Origin of the sequence: Pseudomonas sp. HR1 (assembly GCF_030175875.1) — a bacterium.
Lineage (GTDB): Bacteria > Pseudomonadota > Gammaproteobacteria > Pseudomonadales > Pseudomonadaceae > Chryseomonas > Chryseomonas oryzihabitans.
In genome coordinates, this window is the sequence record NZ_JASNRF010000007.1 from 20,704 (window position 1) to 41,043 (window position 20,340).

Annotated in this window: 20 protein-coding genes; 11 read left to right on the forward strand and 9 right to left on the reverse strand. The window is 66.6% G+C overall.

The window, feature by feature from the left end:
- Window positions 1–61 precede the first annotated feature (61 nt).
- A complete protein-coding gene (locus tag QKY98_RS20790; RefSeq protein WP_007162754.1) occupies window positions 62–1,279 on the forward strand; it encodes an argininosuccinate synthase in 1,218 nt (405 codons plus the stop codon).
- Window positions 1,280–1,329: 50 nt separating this feature from the next.
- On the opposite strand, the gene QKY98_RS20795 is transcribed toward QKY98_RS20790, so the two are convergent.
- The 5 genes from QKY98_RS20795 to QKY98_RS20815 form a co-directional block, all read right to left on the reverse strand.
- Complete coding sequence (locus QKY98_RS20795; protein WP_007162755.1) at window positions 1,330–1,509, reverse strand: PA3496 family putative envelope integrity protein; 180 nt, start codon at window positions 1,507–1,509, stop codon at window positions 1,330–1,332.
- A 141-nt stretch (window positions 1,510–1,650) separates the two neighbouring features.
- A complete protein-coding gene (gene nth / locus QKY98_RS20800) occupies window positions 1,651–2,289 on the reverse strand; it encodes an endonuclease III (RefSeq protein ID WP_042138452.1) in 639 nt (212 codons plus the stop codon).
- Entirely contained in the window at window positions 2,286–3,260 is a 975-nt protein-coding gene (locus QKY98_RS20805; RefSeq protein ID WP_284671514.1) for an RnfABCDGE type electron transport complex subunit B, read from the reverse strand. The genes nth and QKY98_RS20805 overlap by 4 nt, the downstream gene beginning before the upstream one ends.
- Before the next feature lie 42 nt (window positions 3,261–3,302).
- Window positions 3,303–5,342, reverse strand: a complete 2,040-nt coding sequence (gene metG / locus QKY98_RS20810) for a methionine--tRNA ligase (RefSeq protein ID WP_144957192.1) — start codon at window positions 5,340–5,342, stop codon at window positions 3,303–3,305.
- A 220-nt stretch (window positions 5,343–5,562) separates the two neighbouring features.
- Window positions 5,563–6,714 (reverse strand): M14 family metallopeptidase, encoded by a 1,152-nt coding sequence (locus tag QKY98_RS20815; RefSeq protein ID WP_284671515.1) that lies wholly within the window; start codon window positions 6,712–6,714, stop codon window positions 5,563–5,565.
- Window positions 6,715–6,836: 122 nt separating this feature from the next.
- Between QKY98_RS20815 and apbC the strand changes: the two genes are divergently transcribed.
- The 5 genes from apbC to QKY98_RS20840 all read left to right on the forward strand — a co-directional run bounded on the left by apbC (window position 6,837) and on the right by QKY98_RS20840 (window position 11,388).
- A complete protein-coding gene (apbC, locus tag QKY98_RS20820; RefSeq protein ID WP_027597613.1) occupies window positions 6,837–7,931 on the forward strand; it encodes an iron-sulfur cluster carrier protein ApbC in 1,095 nt (364 codons plus the stop codon).
- Between the two features lie 81 nt (window positions 7,932–8,012).
- Window positions 8,013–8,579, forward strand: coding sequence for a dCTP deaminase (gene dcd, locus QKY98_RS20825; RefSeq protein WP_007162761.1), 567 nt, complete (start codon window positions 8,013–8,015; stop codon window positions 8,577–8,579).
- 116 nt (window positions 8,580–8,695) lie between these two features.
- On the forward strand, window positions 8,696–9,625 hold the full coding sequence (locus tag QKY98_RS20830; RefSeq protein WP_007162762.1) for a chemotaxis protein CheV: 930 nt from the start codon (window positions 8,696–8,698) through the stop codon (window positions 9,623–9,625).
- A 72-nt stretch (window positions 9,626–9,697) separates the two neighbouring features.
- On the forward strand, window positions 9,698–10,501 hold the full coding sequence (locus QKY98_RS20835; RefSeq protein WP_284671516.1) for an MOSC domain-containing protein: 804 nt from the start codon (window positions 9,698–9,700) through the stop codon (window positions 10,499–10,501).
- Window positions 10,498–11,388, forward strand: a complete 891-nt coding sequence (locus tag QKY98_RS20840) for a S66 peptidase family protein (protein ID WP_027597615.1) — start codon at window positions 10,498–10,500, stop codon at window positions 11,386–11,388. The genes QKY98_RS20835 and QKY98_RS20840 overlap by 4 nt, the downstream gene beginning before the upstream one ends.
- Window positions 11,389–11,409: 21 nt before the next feature.
- On the opposite strand, the gene QKY98_RS20845 is transcribed toward QKY98_RS20840, so the two are convergent.
- Window positions 11,410–13,263, reverse strand: coding sequence for a pyruvate kinase (locus tag QKY98_RS20845; protein ID WP_284671517.1), 1,854 nt, complete (start codon window positions 13,261–13,263; stop codon window positions 11,410–11,412).
- A gap of 213 nt (window positions 13,264–13,476) precedes the next feature.
- Between QKY98_RS20845 and nadA the strand changes: the two genes are divergently transcribed.
- On the forward strand, window positions 13,477–14,535 hold the full coding sequence (gene nadA, locus QKY98_RS20850; protein WP_007162766.1) for a quinolinate synthase NadA: 1,059 nt from the start codon (window positions 13,477–13,479) through the stop codon (window positions 14,533–14,535).
- A gap of 17 nt (window positions 14,536–14,552) precedes the next feature.
- Here the strand turns inward: nadA and QKY98_RS20855 are convergent, their stop codons facing one another.
- Window positions 14,553–15,992, reverse strand: coding sequence for a M48 family metalloprotease (locus QKY98_RS20855; RefSeq protein ID WP_007162767.1), 1,440 nt, complete (start codon window positions 15,990–15,992; stop codon window positions 14,553–14,555).
- 96 nt (window positions 15,993–16,088) lie between these two features.
- Between QKY98_RS20855 and QKY98_RS20860 the strand changes: the two genes are divergently transcribed.
- Window positions 16,089–16,343, forward strand: coding sequence for a sulfurtransferase TusA family protein (locus QKY98_RS20860; protein ID WP_007162768.1), 255 nt, complete (start codon window positions 16,089–16,091; stop codon window positions 16,341–16,343).
- On the opposite strand, the gene QKY98_RS20865 is transcribed toward QKY98_RS20860, so the two are convergent.
- Window positions 16,344–16,817, reverse strand: coding sequence for a peroxiredoxin (locus QKY98_RS20865; RefSeq protein WP_144946270.1), 474 nt, complete (start codon window positions 16,815–16,817; stop codon window positions 16,344–16,346).
- A gap of 22 nt (window positions 16,818–16,839) precedes the next feature.
- Complete coding sequence (locus tag QKY98_RS20870) at window positions 16,840–17,400, reverse strand: glycine cleavage system transcriptional repressor (protein ID WP_007162770.1); 561 nt, start codon at window positions 17,398–17,400, stop codon at window positions 16,840–16,842.
- Between the two features lie 155 nt (window positions 17,401–17,555).
- Between QKY98_RS20870 and dapA the strand changes: the two genes are divergently transcribed.
- The 3 genes from dapA to QKY98_RS20885 are packed head-to-tail and all read left to right on the forward strand — an operon-like array spanning window position 17,556 to window position 20,330.
- A complete protein-coding gene (gene dapA / locus QKY98_RS20875) occupies window positions 17,556–18,434 on the forward strand; it encodes a 4-hydroxy-tetrahydrodipicolinate synthase (RefSeq protein ID WP_007162771.1) in 879 nt (292 codons plus the stop codon).
- Between the two features lie 14 nt (window positions 18,435–18,448).
- On the forward strand, window positions 18,449–19,633 hold the full coding sequence (gene bamC, locus QKY98_RS20880; protein ID WP_284671518.1) for an NlpB/DapX family lipoprotein: 1,185 nt from the start codon (window positions 18,449–18,451) through the stop codon (window positions 19,631–19,633).
- Window positions 19,572–20,330, forward strand: coding sequence for an MBL fold metallo-hydrolase (locus QKY98_RS20885; protein WP_284671519.1), 759 nt, complete (start codon window positions 19,572–19,574; stop codon window positions 20,328–20,330). Before bamC ends, QKY98_RS20885 begins: the two co-directional genes overlap by 62 nt.
- Window positions 20,331–20,340: the final 10 nt, after the last annotated feature.

Sequence of the window (20,340 nt, forward strand, 5' to 3'; positions counted from 1 at the left end):
AGCGAGGCGACCAGTAGAATTGTCGCTTTCCGACTCAACGCAATACACGGGAGCGAACGGCATGGCGGATGTGAAGAAGGTAGTCCTGGCGTATTCCGGCGGCCTGGACACCTCGGTGATCCTCAAGTGGCTGCAGGATACCTATAACTGCGAAGTGGTGACCTTCACCGCTGACCTCGGCCAGGGCGAGGAAGTCGAACCGGCCCGTGCCAAGGCCAAGGCCATGGGCGTCAAGGAAATCTACATCGACGACCTGCGCGAAGAATTCGTCCGCGACTTCGTCTACCCGATGTTCCGTGCCAATACCGTCTACGAAGGCGAGTACCTGCTGGGTACCTCCATCGCCCGTCCGCTGATCGCCAAGCGCCTGATCGAGATCGCCAACGAGACCGGCGCCGACGCTATCTCTCACGGCGCCACCGGCAAGGGCAACGACCAGGTGCGCTTCGAGCTGGGCGCCTACGCCCTCAAGCCGGGCGTCAAGGTGATCGCGCCCTGGCGCGAGTGGGACCTGCTGTCCCGCGAGAAGCTGATGGACTACGCCGAAAAGCATCAGATCCCGATCGAGCGCCACGGCAAGAAGAAGTCGCCGTACTCCATGGACGCCAACCTGCTGCACATCTCCTACGAGGGCGGCGTGCTGGAAGACACCTGGACCGAGCATGAAGAAGACATGTGGCGCTGGACCAAGTCGCCGGAAGCCGCGCCGGATACCCCGACCTATCTCGAGCTGACCTACCGCAACGGTGACATCGTCGCCATCGACGGCAAGGAACTGAGCCCGGCCACCGTGCTGGCCGAACTGAACCGCATCGGCGGCGAGAACGGCATCGGTCGCCTGGACATCGTCGAGAACCGCTATGTGGGCATGAAGTCCCGTGGCTGCTACGAGACCCCCGGTGGCACCATCATGCTCAAGGCCCACCGCGCCATCGAGTCCATCACCCTCGACCGCGAGGTGGCCCACCTCAAGGACGAGCTGATGCCCAAGTACGCCAGCCTGATCTACACCGGCTACTGGTGGAGCCCCGAGCGGCTGATGCTGCAGCAGATGATCGACGCCTCCCAGGCCAACGTGAACGGCGTGGTGCGCCTGAAGCTGTACAAGGGCAACGTCATCGTCGTCGGCCGCAAGTCCGACGAGTCGCTGTTCGACGCCAACATCGCCACCTTCGAAGAAGACGGCGGCGCCTACAACCAGGCGGACGCGGCGGGCTTCATCAAGCTCAACGCCCTGCGCATGCGCATCGCCGCAGGCAAGGGCCGCACCCTGCTGTAAGGGTCGCCCCGCACGACAGAACCCCAGCCTAGGCTGGGGTTTTTTATGGCTTACAGATCGAAGTCGTACTCGGAAATCTGCCGCTTCAGGCGGCGCTCTTCGAGCATGTTGTCGATCAGCCGCCGCTTGGTCAGGTTGGTCTTGCTGACGACGGGTTCGACGGTCTCGGGCGCTTCGCCATCGGTCTCGAAATCATCGTCTACATCGATATCGCTTTTGTCTTCGGCCATTGGTAACTCCTGCAAGGCTGGACAGGATCACACGCACTCATCGACAGGGCTGCGGGACCTTTTCGCGCACCTTATAACGACAAAGCAGGGGCCGGTAAAAAAGATTTTTTCAATCGCCAAAGGGCTTTGACAGGCCCTTTTTCAATCGTCAGAGGTTTTCGCCTTGTATTCGCAGAGATCCTCGATCCGGCAGCTGCCGCAGCGGGGCTTGCGCGCCTGGCAGACATAGCGGCCGTGCAGGATCAGCCAGTGGTGGGCATCCAGCAGGAAATCCTTGGGCACCACCTTGAGCAGCTTGAGTTCGACCTCCACCACGTTCTTGCCGGGTGCCAGATTGGTTCTGTTGCTGACCCGGAAGATATGGGTGTCCACTGCCATGGCGAGCTGGCGGAAGGCGGTGTTGAGCACCACGTTGGCGGTCTTGCGACCCACGCCGGGCAGCGCCTCCAGTTCCTCGCGGGTCTGGGGCACCTCGCCGCCATGGCGCTCCAGCAGCAGCCGGCAGGTCTCGATGACGTTCTTGGCCTTGCTGTTGTAGAGGCCGATGGTCTTGATGTACTCCGACAACCCTTCCACGCCCAGGTCCAGGATGGCCTGGGGCGTGTTGGCCACCGGATAGAGGCGGGCGGTGGCCTTGTTGACGCTGACATCGGTGGCCTGGGCGGAGAGGATCACCGCGATCAGCAGCTCGAACGGCGACGCGTAGGCCAATTCCGTCTTGGGATCGGGATTGTCCTCGTGCAGGCGGCGAAAGATCTCCAGGCGTTTGGCGGCGTTCATGGGCTGTTCGGGTTTTCCAGTGCGGCGAGACGGTGGGCAGCCTGCTGAGCGGCGCCGCGCAGGGTTGCCAGTTGAGCGCTCTGCTCGGGGGTGGGCGCGCTACCGAAGGCGCGCTCGGCCTTGGCCAGCTGGGCGCGCGCCAGGGTGGCGGCGATGCGTGCCTGCTTGAGGGCGGCGGGGTCGGTGGCTGGCGTCGTCAGGGCCGGCGCCCTGGCGGTGGCCGCCCCCCGCTGCGCGCTGTCCAGGGCCACCTGGGCCTGCTCGGCGGCTTCGCGCAGTTGCTGCACCTGGGCCTCCAGGGCGGACGTGCCGTACTGGGCCAGTTGCCGTTCGGCCTTTTGCAGGGCGACCCGGGCCATGGCGGCGGCGATCTTCAAGGGTTTGAGCGCAGCGTCCGCGGTGGCCGGCGTCTCCGCCGGCGTGCTGACTGCAGGAGGCACCTGCCGCCGCTGGCGTTCGGCCTCCAGGCGCTCGCGGTCGCGCTGCAGGCGCGCCTGGCGGGCGTCGAAGCGGCGGCGGTAGTACTGCGCGCGGCGACGCTCCGCCGGGCGATCGACCGGGGCCGGTACCGCCACCAGGTCGATGCAGTCCACCGGGCAGGGTGCCAGACACAGTTCACAACCGCTGCATTCGCTCTCGATGACGGTGTGCATCAGCTTGGCTGCGCCAAGGATGGCGTCGGTGGGGCAGACCTGGATGCACTTGGTGCAGCCGATGCAGTCGGCCTCGCGAATCACCGCACGCTGGCTGGGCGTCACCGGGTAGGGCGAGTCCAGGGGCAGCGCCGGACGCTGGAGCAGCGCCGAAAGCTCGAGGATGGTGGCCGTGCCGCCGGGTGGACACTTGTTGTGCGCTTCGCCCGCGGCGATGCCCGCCGCATAGGGCTGGCAACCGGGATGGCCGCACTTGCCGCACTGGGTCTGCGGCAAGAGGGCGTCGATGGCGGTGATGAGGTTGGTTTGGGCGTTCATGGCTTGCACTTGAAAGGACGGCGCCCTGGGGCGCCGTCGCTATCACATCACCCGCTGGCCGGGCTTGGCGCCGCTGTCGGGGCTGAGCAGGTGGATCTCGCTGCCGCCGGGGCCGGCGGCCAGGACCATGCCTTCGGAGACGCCGAACTTCATCTTGCGCGGCGCCAGGTTGGCGACGTACAGGGTCAGGCGGCCTTCGAGCTGGCTCGGCTCCGGATAGGCGCTCTTGATGCCGGAGAAGACGTTGCGCTTGGCATCGCCGATGTCCAGGGTCAGGCGCAGCAGCTTGTCGGCACCCTCGACGAATTCGGCCTTCTCGATCAGGGCGATGCGCAGATCGACCTTGGAGAAGGTGTCGAAGTCGATGGTCTCGGCCAGCGGGGCCTTGGTCAGTTCGCCGTTGCCGGTGGGCTGGGGTGCGGCCTGGGCGGCCAGGTCTTCCTTGGAAGCGTCGATCATGGTCTGCACCTTGGCGGGTTCGATGCGGGTGAGCAGGGGCTGGAAGGCATTGAGCTGATGATTGGCCAGGCGCGTGTCCAGGTCGGCCCAGGTCAGGGGGGCGACATTGAGGAAGCTCTCGGCGGCAGCGACCAGGTTGGGCAGCACCGGCTTGAGCAGGATCGCCAGCTGGCGGAAGAGCTCGATGCCCTGGGCGCAGATGGCCTGGACCTCATCCTGCTTGCCGTCCTGCTTGGCCAGACTCCAGGGCGCCTTATCGGCGATCCAGGCGTTGGCGCGATCGGCCAGGGCCATGATCTCGCGCATGGCGCGGCCGAAGTCGCGGGTCTCATAGGCCTCGGCGATGCTCGGCGCGGCGGCGCGGAAGGCGGCTTCCAGCTCGGGCGCGGCCTGGGCGTCCACCAGCAGACCGGCGTTGCCCTTGTGAATGAAGCCGGCGCAGCGGCTGGCGATGTTGACCACCTTGCCCACCAGGTCGGAATTGACCTTCTGCACGAAGTCTTCGAGGTTCAGGTCGATGTCTTCGACGTGACGCGAGAGCTTGGCGGCGAAGTAGTAGCGCAGGTACTCGGGATTGAGGTGATCCAGGTAGGTGCGCGCCTTGATGAAGGTGCCACGGGACTTGGACATCTTCTGGCCGTCGACGGTAAGGAAGCCGTGGACGTTGAGCGCGGTCGGCTTGCGATAGCCGGCGCCTTCGAGCATGGCCGGCCAGAACAGCGCGTGGAAGTTGACGATGTCCTTGCCGATGAAGTGGTACAGCTCGGCAGTGCTGTCCTTGTTCCAGAAGGCATCGAAGTCCAGGTCGTCGCGGCGATCGCAGAGATTCTTGAAGCTGGCCATGTAGCCGATGGGGGCGTCCAGCCAGACATAGAAGTACTTGCCCGGGGCGTCGGGAATCTCGAAGCCGAAGTAGGGCGCATCCCGGGAGATGTCCCACTCCTGCAGGCCGGCGTCCAGCCATTCGGCGATCTTGTTGGCGACCGATTCCTGCAGGGCGCCGCCGCGGGTCCAGCCCTTGAGCATGTCGGTGAAATCGGGGAGCTTGAAGAAGAAGTGCTCGGATTCACGCAGCACCGGGGTCGCGCCGGAGATGGCCGACTTGGGATCCTTCAGCTCGGTGGGCGCATAGGTGGCGCCGCACTTCTCGCAGTTGTCGCCGTACTGGTCGGCGCTGCCGCACTTGGGACAGGTGCCCTTGATGAAGCGGTCGGCCAGGAACATCTGCTTGTCCGGGTCGAAATACTGGGTGACCGGACGGGTGGCGATGTGGCCGTTTTCGCGCAGCTTCAGGTAGATGGCGCGCGACAGCTCGCGATTCTCTTCCGCATGGGTGGAATGGAAGTTGTCGAAGGCCACGCCGAAGTCGGCGAAATCGGCGCTGTGCTCGCGCTTGACGTTGTCGATCAGCTGTTCGGGCGTGATGCCCTCGCGTTCGGCGCGCAGCATGATGGCCGAGCCGTGGGCGTCGTCGGCGCAGACATAGAGGCACTGGTTGCCGCGCAGCCGCTGAAAGCGCGCCCAGATGTCGGTCTGGATGTACTCGACCATGTGGCCGAGGTGGATGGAGCCGTTGGCATAGGGCAGGGCGCTGGTGACGAGAATCTTGCGGGGCTCGGTCATGGTCTTGGCTGGATCGCGACGCTGATAAGGTGACCGACCATCATAGCGAAATGGCCGGTCGGTTTCATCCGTGAGGATGGGCGTTGAAAAGCGCGAAGTTCTGCGAGCTAGCGCCAGGCAAGGCGGAAATTGCCGAAGAAGCGCAGTTTACGCCGGGTAAATGAGCATTCTGAGGCAGTTTCCAACGCCGCCTGGCCGACGCGCAGCAGACGTCGAGCATTCAGATATCCGCCAGCTGCCAGTGCAGGGCACTGACCATGGCCGCGCCCAGGGCGGCGCTGCGGGCACCGTTCCAGCCGACGTCCGGACGGGGATCGTTGGCGTTGTCCTTGAACGGCAATTCCAGGGTCAGCGCCAGGCAGCCATGGGTATGACCGACGTACTTGGTGGCGAGCTTCAGGGTCTCGCTGCCGAAGTGGCCGCGGGGATAGCCGTATTGGGTCTGGAAGTCCGGGCTGGCGCGCTGGAAGCGCTGCAGGAAGGCCCGTTGCTCGGCTTCCTCGCGCTCGCCGAAGGTGGGCAGGCCGTTGCAGCCGTCGACGAAGACATAGGGCAGGGCTTCGTCACCGTGGATGTCGAGGAACAGATCGCAGCCGCTCGCCGCGATGGCCCGGCGTACCGCCAGCACCTCGGGACTGCGCTCTTCGTCCGGCTCCAGCCATTCCCGGTTGAGGTTGGCACCGGCGGCGTTGGTGCGCAGATTGCCCAGGGCCGAACCATCGGGATTCATGTTCGGCACCACGTGCAGCACCGCCTGCTCCAGCAGCTTGCCGCCCACCGGATCGCCCTGGTGTTCGCCCAGGCCCAGCAGCCGGCGCAGCAGGCCTTCGACGAACCACTCGGCCATGGGCTCGCCGGGGTGCTGGCGGGCGATGATCCAGAGGTTCTTTTTACCGGCGCCCGGCGTGCCGATGCGCAGCAGGTCTAGCGAACGCCCCAGCAGCGAACGGCCAACGGTTTCCAGACGGACGGCGGGATGCCGCTGGGCTTCGCCCATGAAGGCCAGGTGGCGGCTCTCCGGATAGGGCTCGAAATAGGCGAAGAACAGGCTGTCGTGTTCCGGGGTGACCGTCCAGCTCAGGGTCTTGCCGTCATAGCGGCTGGGGATGCGGAACCACTGCTGGCCGCAGTAGCTGGCGACCACGCCATAGTCGCGCCAACCTTCGGGGTAGGCGCACTCGCCGGCATTGGCGAAGCTCAGCTGGCAGGGCAGGCCGCGGGCGCCTTCGAGACGGAAATGGAACCACTGGGTGAAGGGCGAGGCGGTGTCTGGGCGGATGCGCAGGCGGATGTCGGCGTGGTCGGCCAGGGACAGCACCTCGACGGCGCCGCTGTCGAAGGTGGAACTGATGTGCAGGGAAGAGGCGTTCACGCAGGGCTCCACGGGCGAGGGGAAAGCCGGGAGTGTAGCGCCGCGTGGATAGGCTTTAGCAAGGACAGTGGGTAGCATAGGCCGCAGCTTCTCTTTCCTATCCGCTGTTTCCGGGAGTCTGCATGACCGCTCCGACTCGCGAGGCCATCGAGGCCGCGCTGCGCCAGTATCACGATCCCTATCTCGAACAGGACCTGCTCAGCGCCGGTGCCCTGCGCGACCTCGCGCTGGACGGTGGCCGGGTGCGCGCCCGCTTCGAGCTGGGCTATGCCGCCGGACTGTTCAAGGGTGGCCTGGCCCAGGTGCTCAAGACCGCGCTGGAGAACGTGCCCGGGGTCGACACCGCCGAGATCCAGGTCGACTGCATAATCGCGCCCCACGCCGCCCAGCCGCAGCTGGAAGCCATGGGCAACGTCAAGAACATCATCGCCGTGGCCTCGGGCAAGGGCGGGGTGGGCAAGTCCACCACCGCCGCCAACCTGGCGCTGGCGCTGGCCCGCGAAGGCGCCCGGGTCGGCGTGCTGGACGCCGACATCTATGGTCCCAGCCAGGGCATCATGTTCGGCTTCGCCGAGGGCACCCGTCCCGAGGTGCGCGACGAGAAGTGGTTCATCCCGCTGCAGGCCCATGGCGTCGAGGTCATGTCCATGGCCTTCCTCACCAACGACAAGACCCCGGTGGCCTGGCGTGGCCCCATGGTCTCCGGCGCCCTGATCCAGCTGATCACCCAGACCGCCTGGAATGACCTCGACTACCTGGTGATCGACATGCCGCCGGGCACCGGCGACATCCAGCTGACCCTGGCGCAGAAGGTGCCGGTGGCCGGCGCGGTGATCGTCACCACGCCCCAGGACCTGGCCCTGCTGGACGCCAAGAAGGGCGTGGAGATGTTCCAGAAGGTCAATATCCCGGTGCTCGGGGTGGTGGAAAACATGGCGGTGCACATCTGCTCCAACTGCGGCCACGCCGAGCACCTGTTCGGCGAAGGCGGCGGCGGCCGGCTGGCCGAGCAGTACGGCGTGGATCTCCTGGCCTCGCTGCCGCTGGCCATGGCCATCCGCGAGCAGGCCGACGCCGGGCGCCCCACCGCCATCGCCGATCCCGACAGCCAGATCGCGCTGATCTACCAGGAACTGGCGCGCAAGGTCGGGGCCCGTATTGCCCTGGGCGGTCAGGCCGGCGGCGGCATGCCGACCATCACCGTGAGCGACGACTGATTTCGTCCGTTCGCCTTTGAGACCGCGCTGCGATCCTCTAGAATGCGCGGTCAATTTTTTCGCCCCGGAGCCAGACCTGCCATGAGCATCAAATCGGACAAGTGGATTCGCCGCATGGCCCAGGAGCACGGCATGATCGAGCCCTTCGTCGAGCGCCAGATGCGCGGCGCGGACGACAGCCGGGTGATCTCCTACGGGGTGTCCAGCTACGGCTACGACGTGCGCTGCGCCAACGAATTCAAGGTGTTCACCAACATCCATTCGGCGGTGGTGGACCCGAAGAACTTCGACGACAAGAGTTTCGTCGACGTGGTCAGCGACGTCTGCATCATCCCGCCGAACTCCTTCGCCCTGGCGCGCACCGTGGAATATTTCCGCATTCCGCGCGACGTCCTGACCATCTGCCTGGGCAAGAGCACCTATGCCCGTTGCGGCATCATCGTCAACGTCACCCCGCTGGAGCCCGAGTGGGAAGGGCACGTGACCCTGGAGTTCTCCAACACCACCACCCTGCCGGCCAAGATCTACGCCAACGAAGGCGTGGCCCAGATGCTGTTCCTGCAATCCGACGAGGCTTGCGAGGTGTCCTACAAGGATCGCGGCGGCAAGTACCAGGGCCAGCGCGGCGTGACCCTGCCACGCGCCTGAGTCGACGCCATTCGAGCGAAGCCGCCTGTCTGGCGGCTTCGCCGTTTCCGGGCCTCAAGAAAAGTCCACGGCCGCCGATAGCCTGTGACCTGACTTATCTTTGGAGTGGACTTTCCATGGCCGGCATTCTCGACACCGTCGATCAACGCACCCAGCTGGTTGGCGAGAATCGTCTGGAAATTCTCATGTTCCAGCTGTCCAGCCGGCAGATGTTCGCCATCAACGTGTTCAAGGTGCAGGAGGTCCTCAAGCTGCCGCGCCTGACCCAGATGCCCAAGCGCCACCCGATGATCTGCGGCGTGGTCCACCTGCGTGGCCAGACCCTGCCGGTGATCGACCTGGCCGCCGCCATCGGCATGCGACCCATCACGCCCGACGAGAACAGCACCATCATCGTCACCGAGTACAACCGCTCGGTGCAGGCCTTCCTGGTCGGCAGCGTCGATCGCATCATCAACCTCAACTGGGACAGTATCCAGGCCCCGCCCGGCGGCGCCGGACGGCAGCACTACCTGACCGCCATCACCCGCATCGAAGACCGCCTGGTGGAGGTGATCGACGTGGAAAAGGTGTTGGCCGAGATCGCGCCCTACAACGTCAAGGTCTCCCAGGAACGCCTGGCCGATCCGCTGCTGGCCAAGGCCCGCGGTCGCGAGGTGCTGCTGGTGGACGACTCCAGCACCGCCATCGGCCAGCTGCGCGACACCCTGGTGCAGCTGGATCTGAAATTCCACGTCGCCACCGACGGCCTGCAGGCCCTGCGCAAGCTCAAGGCCTGGGCCGACGAAGGCGTGGTGCTGACCGAGAAGCTGCTGATGGTGCTGACCGATGCCGAGATGCCGGAAATGGACGGCTATCGCCTGACCACCGAGATCCGCCAGGATCCGCGCCTCGCCGACCTCTATGTGGTGCTGCACACCTCGCTGTCGGGCAGCTTCAACGAAGCCATGGTGAAGAAGGTCGGCTGCAACGCCTTCCTCTCCAAGTTCCAGCCCGATCAGTTGGTCGAGGAAGTCCGCCGCCGCCTGGCACTGGCCGAGGGCTGATCCCCGCGGTTTCGCCGCTCCGGCGCCTCCCTTACACTGACGGCCTTTGTCCGCCGCCAGGAAGCCGCGCCCATGTCGCACCTCAGTGCCCTCTATCGTTATCCCGTCAAGTCGACGGCCGTGGAATCCCTCGCCCAGGCCGAGGTGGATGCCCTGGGCCTGGTGGGGGATCGCCGCTGGATGGTGGTGGATGCCGACACCGGTCGCTTCCTGACCCTGCGCCAGCTGGCGCAGATGAATCACATCGAGGCGCGCTGGCTGGCCGCCGATCGACTGCGCCTGAGCGCGCCAGGGCGGACTCCGCTCGAGGTGGCGGTGCCCGATGCCACCGGTGAGCAGCTAGGCGTGACCATCTGGCGCGACACCCTGCAGGCGCCGGTCGCCGCCGAGGCCGATGCCTGGCTGAGCGACTTCCTCGGGCGCCGCTGCCGCCTGGTGTACATCGCCGAAAGCCATGCCCGCCAGATCAATACCGATTTCGCCGAGCCGGGGCAGAAGGTCCACTTCGCCGACGGCTTTCCCCTGCTGCTGACCAGCGAGGCCTCCCTGGCCGATCTGGCGGAGCGGGTGGGCAAACCGCTGGAAATGCTGCGCTTTCGGCCGAATCTGGTGGTGGAGGGCACTGCGGCCTATGCCGAGGACGGCTGGAAACGGCTGCGCATCGGCATGGTGGACTTCGCCGTCGCCTGTCCCTGCTCGCGCTGCATCGTCATCACCCAGGATCCGGTGACCGGCGAAAAGGATCCGGATCGGCAGCCACTGACCGCTCTGCGCGAATACCGCTTCCAGGACAATCGCATGCTGTTCGGCATGAACGTCATCCCCCTGGGGCGCGGTGTCATCGAGGCTGGCATGCCGGTGGAGGTGCTGGAATGACTCCCGTGCGGCGTGTGGCGCTGGTCAGTCCGGCGGGTGCGGTCAAGCAGGAGCTGGTCACGGCGGCGATCGAACAGCTGCAGGCGGCCGGCATCGAAGCGGTGCTGGGCGAGCAGGCGCTCAAGCGCCATCGCTATCTCGCCGGCACCGCCGAGGAGCGGGCCGCGGATCTGCACTGGGCCTTCAGCCAGGCGGACGTGGATGCGGTCTGGTGCCTGCGCGGCGGTTACGGATCCGCACAACTGCTGCCGTGGCTGGACTGGTCGCGCCTGTCCAGCAGCAAGGGCCGGCCCCTGATCGGCTATTCCGACCTGACGGTGCTGCTGGAAGCCTTCCATCGCCGCGGTCTCACCGCCATTCATGGTCCTGGCGCCCTGGACTGGGGGCGCCGCGACGAGGATCCGGCTACCCAGGCGGCCCGGACCCGCTCGCTGGAATCGGTCCTGGAGCTGTGCGCCGGTGGCCGTCCGGCCTGGCAGCTGGAGCGCCTCGCCGGTCCGGCCCAGGTGCCTGCCGGCGAGCTGATCGGCGGCAACCTGACCACGCTGGCCAGCGTGGTCGGCACCGCCGCGGCGCTGCGTCCCCACGATGGCGCCATCCTCATGCTGGAAGATGTCGGCGAGCCCTACTATCGACTCGAACGCAGCCTCTGCCAGTTGCTCGGCAACCTCACCGAGCACCGCATCGGCGCGGTCTGCCTGGGCACCTTCACCGACTGCCCGGCGCGCAACGTCGAGCAGTCGCTGGAAGAGATCTTCGCCGAATGGCTGGCGCCGCGCGGCATCGCCCTCTATCGCGGCCTGCCCAGCGGCCATGGCCCGGACAACCAGGCCTGGCCCTATGGCGCCCGGGTGCGCCTGGAAGCGGGTCGGCTGCAGGTGCTCTAGGCCCGACCGATCCTGGGCGGATCAGTCCGCCCAGGGCGAGGCCAGCTCCAGCTTGCGCAGCATCTGGCGCTTCTTGCTGTTGTAGCCCTGCATCCGCACCAGCAATTCATCCAGGGTGGCGACCGCCTTGAGGATGTGCGGGCCCTTGTTGAGCATCACGCATTCGGCGCGGACTCCGGTGGCGGCATCGGTGATCTCGGCGCGCGAAGGCGAACCCTTCTTGGCCAGATTCTCCAGCACCTGGGTCGCCCAGATCACCGGCACGTGGGCCGCCTCGCACAGGCAGAGGATATCTTCCTGCAGCGCCGCCAGGCGCTCGAAGCCGCCTTCCACCGCCAGGTCGCCGCGGGCGATCATCACGCCGAAGCCGCCGCGCTGCATGCCGGCCAGCAGCAGTGCGGGAATGTTGTCGAAACCGCGGCGGGTCTCGATCTTCAGTACCACACCCAGGTGCTCGGCCTGCAGGCGCTCGAGCTCCGCGAGCAGCGCACGGACGTCGTCGGCGCTGTTGACGAAGGACATCTCGATGGCGTCGGCGTGCTCGGCGGCAAACGCCAGGGCTGCGAGGTCCTGTTCGCCCAGCGCTGCCAGCCGCAGGTTGCTCTGGGGAAAGTTGATGCCCTTGTCGCCCTTGAGCTTGGCGCCGCCCGGCGCGTGGGTGATACGGACCTGCAGCGCATCCTGATCGGCGCCTTCGATCACCCCGCCGATCTTGCCGTCGTCGAACCAGACCGGCTCGCCGCCGCGCACGTCGGCGAACACCTGGGGCAGGGTGCAGCCCAGGGTGGCGGGTGTCAGCAGGCGACCGCCGCTGTCCTGGCTGGCGGGCCGGCCGGGCGTCTGGTCGGCAGTCAGGATCAGCAGATCATCCTCGGCGAGGCGCAGGGCACCCGGCTGCGGGGCGAAATCACCAATGCGGCTGTGTCTCTTGCGCCCCTCGCGCGCGACGCTCAGACGCAGTCCGGGCGCAAGGTAGGTGGTCTTGGTCGCCTCCGCCCAGCAGCCGCGGTCGCCGACCTCGACCACCGTCCAGCGCCGTTGCGCCTGCCGGGTGTCCACTAGGCGGATATGGTCGCCCACCTGCAGATCCTTCAGCCAGCGTTCGCCCGCTTGGACACTGGCGGCTGCCGGGGAGGGCGCCGGTCGCGGCTGGCGACGGCCGGTCAGCCAGATCCGCGCCGGCTGGCAGACACGGCCCTGGGCATCGCGTTCGGGCTTCACCTTCTGCACCGCCGCGCCCGTGGCGATGGGCCCGGTACGCAGCTTGGGGCCCGGCAGGTCCATGAACACCTTGCAGGGCCGGTCCAGCTCCGCGCTGGCACGGCGCACGTGCTCGATCATCCGCTTCCAGCTGGCCGGTTCGTCGTGGGCGCAGTTGATGCGCACGCAATCCATATGCGCCGCCAGCAGACCCCGCACTAGGGAATAGTTGTCCGCGGCCTCGCGCGGCAAGGTGACCATGATGCGCACCTCCCGCTCGGCGGCAGGGGAGCCGAACAGCATGCGGGCGTGATCCGCCAGCGGGTTGGCGGCCTTGGCCGTGGGGCGGGCCGCCGGGCTCCCGCCGAGCAGTCGCTCCAGGGTGTTGATAAGGGTCGCCACTGCCGGCAGCACCGCGGCTTCGGAACGACCCAGCGACGACAGCCCCAGGGCGGAGAGGCGCAGCTGCAGGCCGTGCAGATCGCCCTCGCGCAACGCCAGATAGGCGAGCAGGTTTTGGGCGCTGGCGAGGTAGGCAGGATTGAGCGCCTGCCGATCCAGGCGCGGATCCGCGCTGGCCTGGTGCAGGGCATCCTGGAGGGCGCGCAGTTCAGCGAGGAGGGTGGCGAGATCGTGATCGGAGGTCCGGGAACGCGAGGTCGAACGGGGCGGCACGATAGGTCTCCAGCAGCGGGGCCCAGGCGAGACGCTCACCGGGCGTTCCTGTCTCGGACCCGTGACCGCCGGAGAAGTGAAAAGCCAAGTGTTGCCAGACATTAGCGGCAGATGGCCACTCATCGCGCAGGCCGCCGCTGGCGCCCATAGGGAGTCGGCCAGGATGCTGCTATGATGCGCGGCCTTGACGACCCCCGTTTTCAGGTACCCGCCATGGTGCAGATTTCCGAACGTCTCCTGGTCCAGGCCCATCTGGCCGCCAAGCAGCCCAAGGCGCTCGGGCCGGACGAGATCGCGGCCTACAAGACCGCCATCGCCCGCGAGCTCAAGGCGCAGAACGCGGTGCTGCTCGCCCACTACTACACCGATCCGCTGATCCAGGCGCTGGCCGAGGAGACCGGCGGTTGCGTCGCCGACTCCCTGGAGATGGCGCGTTTCGGCAATCGCCATCCGGCGTCCACCGTGGTGGTGGCCGGGGTCAAGTTCATGGGCGAGACGGCCAAGATCCTCAACCCGGAAAAGCGGGTGCTGATGCCGACCCTGGAAGCCACCTGCTCCCTGGACCTGGGCTGCCCGGTGGAGGAATTTTCCGCCTTCTGCGACCAGCATCCCGAGCGCACCGTGGTGGTCTACGCCAACACCTCGGCCGCGGTGAAGGCCCGGGCGGACTGGGTGGTCACCTCAGGCTGCGCGCTGGACATCGTCGAGCACCTGATGGACAACGACGAGACCATCCTCTGGGCCCCCGATCGCCACCTGGGTCGCTATATTCAGCGCGAGACCGGCGCCGACATGCTGCTCTGGGAAGGCTCCTGCATCGTCCATGAGGAGTTCAAGGCGAGCCAGCTGGAAGACCTCAAGCGGCTTTATCCGGAGGCGGCCATCCTAGTGCATCCGGAGTCGCCCGAGGCGGTGATCGAACTGGCCGACCATGTCGGTTCCACCAGCCAGATGATCAAGGCGGCCCAGACGCTGCCCAATCGCCAGTTCATCGTCGCCACCGATCGCGGCATCTTCTACAAGATGCAGCAGGCCTGCCCGGACAAGACCTTCATCGAGGCGCCCACCGCCGGCAACGGCGCCGCCTGCCGCAGCTGCGCCCACTGCCCGTGGATGGCGATGAATACCCTGGAGCGCACCCTCAACTGCCTGCTCGACGGCTCCGGCGAGGTGCTGGTCGATCCGGCGCTCATCCCCCGGGCGGTCAAGCCGCTCAAGCGCATGCTCGACTTCACCCAGGCGCTGCAGCTGAAGGTCAAGGGCAACGCCTGAGGGCGCGGCCCAGGACGCTAGCGCAGGATTTCTTCGCTCAGCTTGCGCTGGGCGATCATCTCCTGCTGGCGGGCATCGATCCGCGCGGCCAGCTGATAGTTGCTGGCGGCGCGCTGCTTGGCGAAGCCCAGTTGCTGGATGGCCTGGTTGTAGTCACCGGTGAGGGCGAAGTACTCGGCGCGTGCCTGGTGTACGCCGACCAGGTCGCCGGCCTGACCGCGGACGTCCGCCGCCTGATTCCACAGATCCGGATCGATCGGCCGCTGCTTGAGCAGCTTGTCGAGCAGTTGGCTGGCGGCCTTGGCCTGCTTGGTGCGGCCAAGCAGGTCCACCTGGGCCAGGCTCACCGCCAGATCGTCCGGATAGAGCTCCAGCAGTCGCTGTACGCGTTTCTGGGCGTCGGGCAGGCGATTGGCGGTGATGTCCAGGTCGACCTGGGCGAGGTTGTAGCTGATCTCGTCCGGCGCCTTGCGCAGCAGCGGCGCCAGGGTGTCCCGCGCCTCGTTGAGCTGGCCCTGCTTGGTCAGGCCCATGGCCAGGCCGTAGCGGACCGCGTCGTTGTCCGGGTTTTCCTGCAGCTGGGCTCTATAGCGCTTCACCAGCAGGCCGGCGGTTTCCTCGAAATACATCTGAGCCCGCACCTTCATCAGCTGGAAGCGCTTGCTATCCTCGACGCCGCCCTTGGGAAAACGCTCGGCACGCGCCTGGGTATCGGCGATCCGGCTATCGGTGACCGGGTGGGTCAGCAGGAATTCCGGCGGGGTACGGTCATAGCGATACTGCCGGGCGAGCCGACCGAACATCTCCGGCATGGCGCGCGGATCGTAGCCGGCGCGCTCCAGATTGACGATGCCGACGCGGTCGGCCTCCTGCTCGTTGAGTCGGGAAAAGCGCAACTGGCTCTGGATGGCCGCCGCCTGGGTCGAGGCGATTGCGGCGATTCCCGCATCGCCGCCGCCTGCCGCGGCGGCCACGATGCCGGCGAGCAGGGCCGCCATCAGCGGCAACTGCATGCGCTGCTGGTTTTCCACCCCGCGGGCGAAGTGGCGCTGGATGAGGTGACCCAGCTCATGGGCCATGACCGCCGCGTATTCGGCTTCGGTCTCCGACTTGAGGAACAGCCCGCCATTGACCCCGATCACCCCGCCGGGCGCGGCGAAGGCGTTGATCTCGGGATCCTTGATCAGGATGAAGACCAGGCGGTGGTCCTGCAGGTCGCTGGTTTCGGCCAGCTTGTAGACGGTCTGCTCGACGAATTGCTTGAGCTGCGGATCGTTGATGGCCGGGACCTGGCCGCGCAACATGCTCAGCCAGGCGCGGCCCATCTGAAACTCCTGCTCGGGCGAGACGATCGAAGAGCTGGCATCGCCCAGTGACGGCAGATCGTTCGCTCCCTGCGCCAGATGGGGCGCGGCGAGCAGCGCCAGGGACAGCAGGGCAGGGCGCAGGACGTTCATGGCAAGACTCGTGGCCGCAAAAGGGCTACTTTAGCGGCCCGCCGTCTGGGTGCCTAGCAAACCCGGGCACTGACCTAGCCCCCAATGGAGAATCTCATGGCCGATCTGAGCCAACCCTACACCGGCGCGGTGACCGCCCAGCTGGACGCCAGTGGCCTGAGCTGCCCCATGCCGCTGCTCAAGGCCAAGCTGGAACTCAACCGCCTGTCTTCCGGCGAGGTGCTGGCCGTGGTGGCGACCGATGCCGGGTCGCAACGCGACTTCCGTACCTTCGCCAAGCTGTCGGGACACGCCCTGGTGGGCGAAGAGGTGGCGGGGGAAACCTTCCGCTACTGGCTGCGCAAGGCCTGATCAGGCCTTGTTCAGCGCCTGGGCGGCGGCCAGGACCTCGGCGACGTGCCCGGGAACCTTCACGCCGCGCCAGATCTGGCGCACCACGCCTTCCCGGTCGATGAGGAAGGTGCTGCGATCCACGCCGATGTAGTCCTTGCCATAGAGCTTCTTCTGTCGCATCACGTCGAACAGCTGGCAGAGGGTCTCGTCCTTGTCGCTGATCAGCTCGAACGGAAAGCCCTGCTTGGTGCGGAAATTCTCGTGGGTGCGCAGGCTGTCACGACTGATGCCGAAGACCTGGGTGTCGGCCGCGAGGAACTGCTCGTGCAGATCCCGAAAGCCCTGGCCCTGGGTGGTGCAGCCGGGGGTGTTGTCCTTGGGATAGAAGTACAGCACCGCCTGGCGACCGCGCAGGCTGGCCGGCGAGACCTCGAGGCCGCTGGTGGCCTGGGCCTGGAAATCCGGAAGCGGTTGGTCGAGGGTCACGCTCATGGGCAGCTCCTTGGGGGTTCCGTCAGTTGCTCTGCGGCCGCCAGGGCTCGATCAGGGCATCGAGATTGAGGGCGTCGGCGAAATCCAGGAACTGGTCGCGCAGCCAGCTGATCTGGGTGCCGGCGGGCAGGGTCACGGTGATGGTGGCGTTGAGCATGGTGCCGCCGGTCTGGGGCGCCTGGTAGGAATCGCAGACCAGGTTCTCCACTTCGATCTTGTGGTCGGCGAAGAACTGGCAGAGCTCGTTGAGGATGTCCGGGCGATAGGCGGCACTGACATAGACGACGTACGGCAGGGCCTGGGGGCGATTCTCCAGGGCGGCGCTGCGGGTGACGCCGACGGTGAAGCCGTGACGCTTGCCGAGGCCGGCGAGGCCGCCTTCGAGGCGCGCCAGGCCGTCCCAGTTGCCGGAGACCTGCAGGATCAGCGCGCTGTATTCCCCGTGCCGGCTCAGCCGGCTGCTGACCACTGCGCAGCGGTTGTCCATGCAGCTGCGGTAGAGCACGTTGGTCAGCTCCATGGGGTTGGCGCCCAGCGCGCTGATGACGAGAAATTGTTCGCGAATCGGGGGGGTGGCGGACATTAGGCTTCCTGGCAGGGGGGGAATTACAGACTGGCAAAGGCGAAAGGGTAGCGAAAAGCGCTCGCGGGGGGAATGCCCGTTGGGGGCGCGTTGCTTGTGCTGGCGCAGAGGCGTCAGTACCATTACCGCTCTCTTTTTCCGGCAGGAGCGGTTGCATGATTGCGGGGAGCATGGTGGCGCTGGTCACCCCTATGGACGCCCAGGGGCGTATCGACTGGGACAACCTGACCAAGCTGGTGGACTTCCATCTCGCCGAAGGCACCGACGCCATCGTCGCGGTGGGCACCTCGGGTGAATCCGCCACGGTCGACGTCGACGAGCACGTTGCCGTGATCCGTCATGTGGTCGAGCAGGTCAAGGGCCGCATCCCGGTCATCGCCGGCACCGGTGGCAATTCCACCCGTGAGGCCATCGACCTGACCCGCGCCGCCAAGGACGCGGGCGCCGACGCCTGTCTGCTGGTCGTGCCCTACTACAACAAGCCGACCCAGGAAGGGCTGTACCAGCACTTCCGCATGATCGCCGAAACCGTCGCCATTCCGCAGATCCTCTACAACGTGCCGGGCCGTACCGCCTGCGACATGCTGGCCGAGACCGTCGAGCGCCTGGCCAAGGTGCCGAACATCATCGGCATCAAGGAAGCCACCGGCGACCTGGCGCGCGCCCGCGACATCCTCTCCCGTGTGGGCAAGGACTTCCTGGTCTACTCGGGCGATGACGCCACCGCCGCCGAACTCATGCTGCTGGGCGGCAAGGGCAACATCTCGGTGACCGCCAACGTCGCGCCGCGCGCCATGAGCGAACTCTGCGCCGCCGCCATGCGGGGCGATGCCGACACCGCACGCGCGCTCAACGAACAGCTGATGCCGCTGCACAAGAATCTGTTCATCGAATCGAATCCGATCCCGGTGAAGTGGGCCCTGCATGAAATGGGCATGATCGACGCCGGTATCCGCCTGCCGCTGACCTGGCTGAGCTCGCGCTGCCACGAAGTGGTACGTCAGGCCCTGCGTCAGGCGGGAGTGCTGGCGTGATTAGGAAGCAGTCGATGAAACGTGTTCTGGGTTTGACGACGCTGGGTCTGGCCGTGGCCTCCGCCAGTGGCTGCAGCTGGGTGTGGGGCGAGCATGGTTATTTCCGCGATCGCGGCAATGACTATCTCGAAGCCCGCGAAACCGGCCCCATGCAGGTGCCGACCGATGTCCAGGCCAAGCCGATGGATCCGCTGCTGCCGATTCCGGCCAACGTGGCCGATACCCAGAATCGCTCCTATGGCTTCGAAGTGCCGAAACCCCAGGCGCTGGCCGTCCAGGGCAGTGGCAACGAACAGTTCAGCGTGCAGCGCAGCGGCAACGCCCGCTGGCTGGCCGCCCAGAAGGTCCCCGCCAGCGTCTGGCCGGTGGCCCGTCAGTACCTGACCGACAACGGCTTCCGCATTGCCGAAGAGCGTCCGCAGACCGGTGAGATCATCACCGCCTGGCAGGCGCCCACCGAGCTGTCGACCCCGCTGGCCCGCAGTCTGAGCACCAACGGCCGCCTGCAGCCGGGCAACGAGCTGCGCACCCGCCTGCGCATCGAGCCGGGCGTGCAATCGGGCAGCAGCGAAATCTTCATCCAGACCCAGACCCGCAGCCAGGGCAGCTCCAGCGAGCCGTCCTGGTCCAGCAGCCAGAACAGCTCGGCACTCGATGACGCCCTGCTGAATCAGGTGCTGGCCGGCCTGGACCGCAGCGAGCAGGGCAGTGGCTCGGTCTCGCTGCTGGCCGCCGGTGGCTACGACACCCCCGAGCGCGTGACCTACGAGGTCGACGGCAGCGGCGTGCCCATGCTGGTGCTGGAAAGCGATCTGAATCGCGCCTGGTCCAGCGTGGGTCGCGCCATCGAAGGCGCCGACATCCGCGTCGACGACATGGATCGCAGCCTGGGCGTCTACTACGTGAACATCGCCGAAGGCGCGCAGAAGCCCGAAGAGCGCAAGCCGGGCTTCTTCGGCCGCATGTTTGGCAAGGGCGAGACCAAGGAAGAGGAGGACGCCCGCGCACGGCGCTTCCAGGTGCGCCTCACCTCGGTAGGCAACACCGTCCAGGTCACCCTGGACAAGACCATCAACACCGCAGCACCCCAGGACATCGCCGAAGGCGTGCTGAAAAAGCTTCAGACGAGCATGCAGTATGCGCTTCGCAATCCTGGGCAGCGGCAGTCGGGGCAACTCGACCCTGGTGCACAGCCATAACAGCTATGTGCTGATCGACTGCGGCTTCTCCCTGCGGGAAGCCGAACGTCGTCTGGCCCGGCTGGGTGTAGTACCTGCCCAGCTGGATGCCGTCCTGGTCACCCACGAACACTCCGATCACGTGCAGGGCGTCGAGCTCCTGGCGCGCAAGCACGGGGTGCCGGTCTATTACAGCGCCGGTACCGGGCGCGGCCTGCGCAAGCCGGTGGCCGTCCAGGGCCTGCTGGTGGACGGCGAACGGCTGGTGCTGGACGCGCTGGAAGTTACCGTGGTGCAGGTGTCCCATGACGCCCTGGAGCCGACCCAGTTCGTCTTCGACGATGGCCGCAAGCGCCTGGGCGTGCTCACCGATCTCGGCGAGGCCACCCCTGGGGTGCTGGCGCATTACCGTGGCCTGGACGCCCTGGTGATCGAAGCCAACCACGACAGCAACATGCTCGCCGCGGGCCCCTATCCCTATCACCTCAAGGCACGGGTCGGCGGGGTGCGCGGTCATCTCAACAACCGGCAATCGGCCGAGCTGGTGATGGAGCTGGCCTGTCCGGGCCTGCAGCATCTGGTGCTCGCCCACCTGAGCGAGAAGAACAACAACCCCTGGCTCGCCCGCGCCTGCTTCAGCAATGTGCTGGGCTGCGATGCGGACTGGCTGCAGATCGCCGATCAGCAGCAGGGGCTGGAGTGGCAGGCCATCGCCTGAGGCGCTGACC

What these genes read in the sequence shown, in the direction of transcription:
- QKY98_RS20790 (WP_007162754.1), top strand. Translation starts at nt 62, where the DNA reads ATGGCGGATGTGAAGAAGGTAGTCCTGGCGTATTCCGGCGGCCTGGAC.
- dapA (WP_007162771.1), top strand. Translation starts at nt 17,556, where the DNA reads ATGATTGCGGGGAGCATGGTGGCGCTGGTCACCCCTATGGACGCCCAG.
- nadA (WP_007162766.1), top strand. Translation starts at nt 13,477, where the DNA reads ATGGTGCAGATTTCCGAACGTCTCCTGGTCCAGGCCCATCTGGCCGCC.
- QKY98_RS20805 (WP_284671514.1), bottom strand. Translation starts at nt 3,260, where the DNA reads ATGAACGCCCAAACCAACCTCATCACCGCCATCGACGCCCTCTTGCCG.
- QKY98_RS20860 (WP_007162768.1), top strand. Translation starts at nt 16,089, where the DNA reads ATGGCCGATCTGAGCCAACCCTACACCGGCGCGGTGACCGCCCAGCTG.
- QKY98_RS20885 (WP_284671519.1), top strand. Translation starts at nt 19,572, where the DNA reads ATGCGCTTCGCAATCCTGGGCAGCGGCAGTCGGGGCAACTCGACCCTG.
- dcd (WP_007162761.1), top strand. Translation starts at nt 8,013, where the DNA reads ATGAGCATCAAATCGGACAAGTGGATTCGCCGCATGGCCCAGGAGCAC.
- QKY98_RS20835 (WP_284671516.1), top strand. Translation starts at nt 9,698, where the DNA reads ATGTCGCACCTCAGTGCCCTCTATCGTTATCCCGTCAAGTCGACGGCC.
- QKY98_RS20865 (WP_144946270.1), bottom strand. Translation starts at nt 16,817, where the DNA reads ATGAGCGTGACCCTCGACCAACCGCTTCCGGATTTCCAGGCCCAGGCC.
- QKY98_RS20855 (WP_007162767.1), bottom strand. Translation starts at nt 15,992, where the DNA reads ATGAACGTCCTGCGCCCTGCCCTGCTGTCCCTGGCGCTGCTCGCCGCG.
- QKY98_RS20840 (WP_027597615.1), top strand. Translation starts at nt 10,498, where the DNA reads ATGACTCCCGTGCGGCGTGTGGCGCTGGTCAGTCCGGCGGGTGCGGTC.
- metG (WP_144957192.1), bottom strand. Translation starts at nt 5,342, where the DNA reads ATGACCGAGCCCCGCAAGATTCTCGTCACCAGCGCCCTGCCCTATGCC.
- apbC (WP_027597613.1), top strand. Translation starts at nt 6,837, where the DNA reads ATGACCGCTCCGACTCGCGAGGCCATCGAGGCCGCGCTGCGCCAGTAT.
- QKY98_RS20795 (WP_007162755.1), bottom strand. Translation starts at nt 1,509, where the DNA reads ATGGCCGAAGACAAAAGCGATATCGATGTAGACGATGATTTCGAGACC.
- QKY98_RS20870 (WP_007162770.1), bottom strand. Translation starts at nt 17,400, where the DNA reads ATGTCCGCCACCCCCCCGATTCGCGAACAATTTCTCGTCATCAGCGCG.
- bamC (WP_284671518.1), top strand. Translation starts at nt 18,449, where the DNA reads ATGAAACGTGTTCTGGGTTTGACGACGCTGGGTCTGGCCGTGGCCTCC.
- nth (WP_042138452.1), bottom strand. Translation starts at nt 2,289, where the DNA reads ATGAACGCCGCCAAACGCCTGGAGATCTTTCGCCGCCTGCACGAGGAC.
- QKY98_RS20830 (WP_007162762.1), top strand. Translation starts at nt 8,696, where the DNA reads ATGGCCGGCATTCTCGACACCGTCGATCAACGCACCCAGCTGGTTGGC.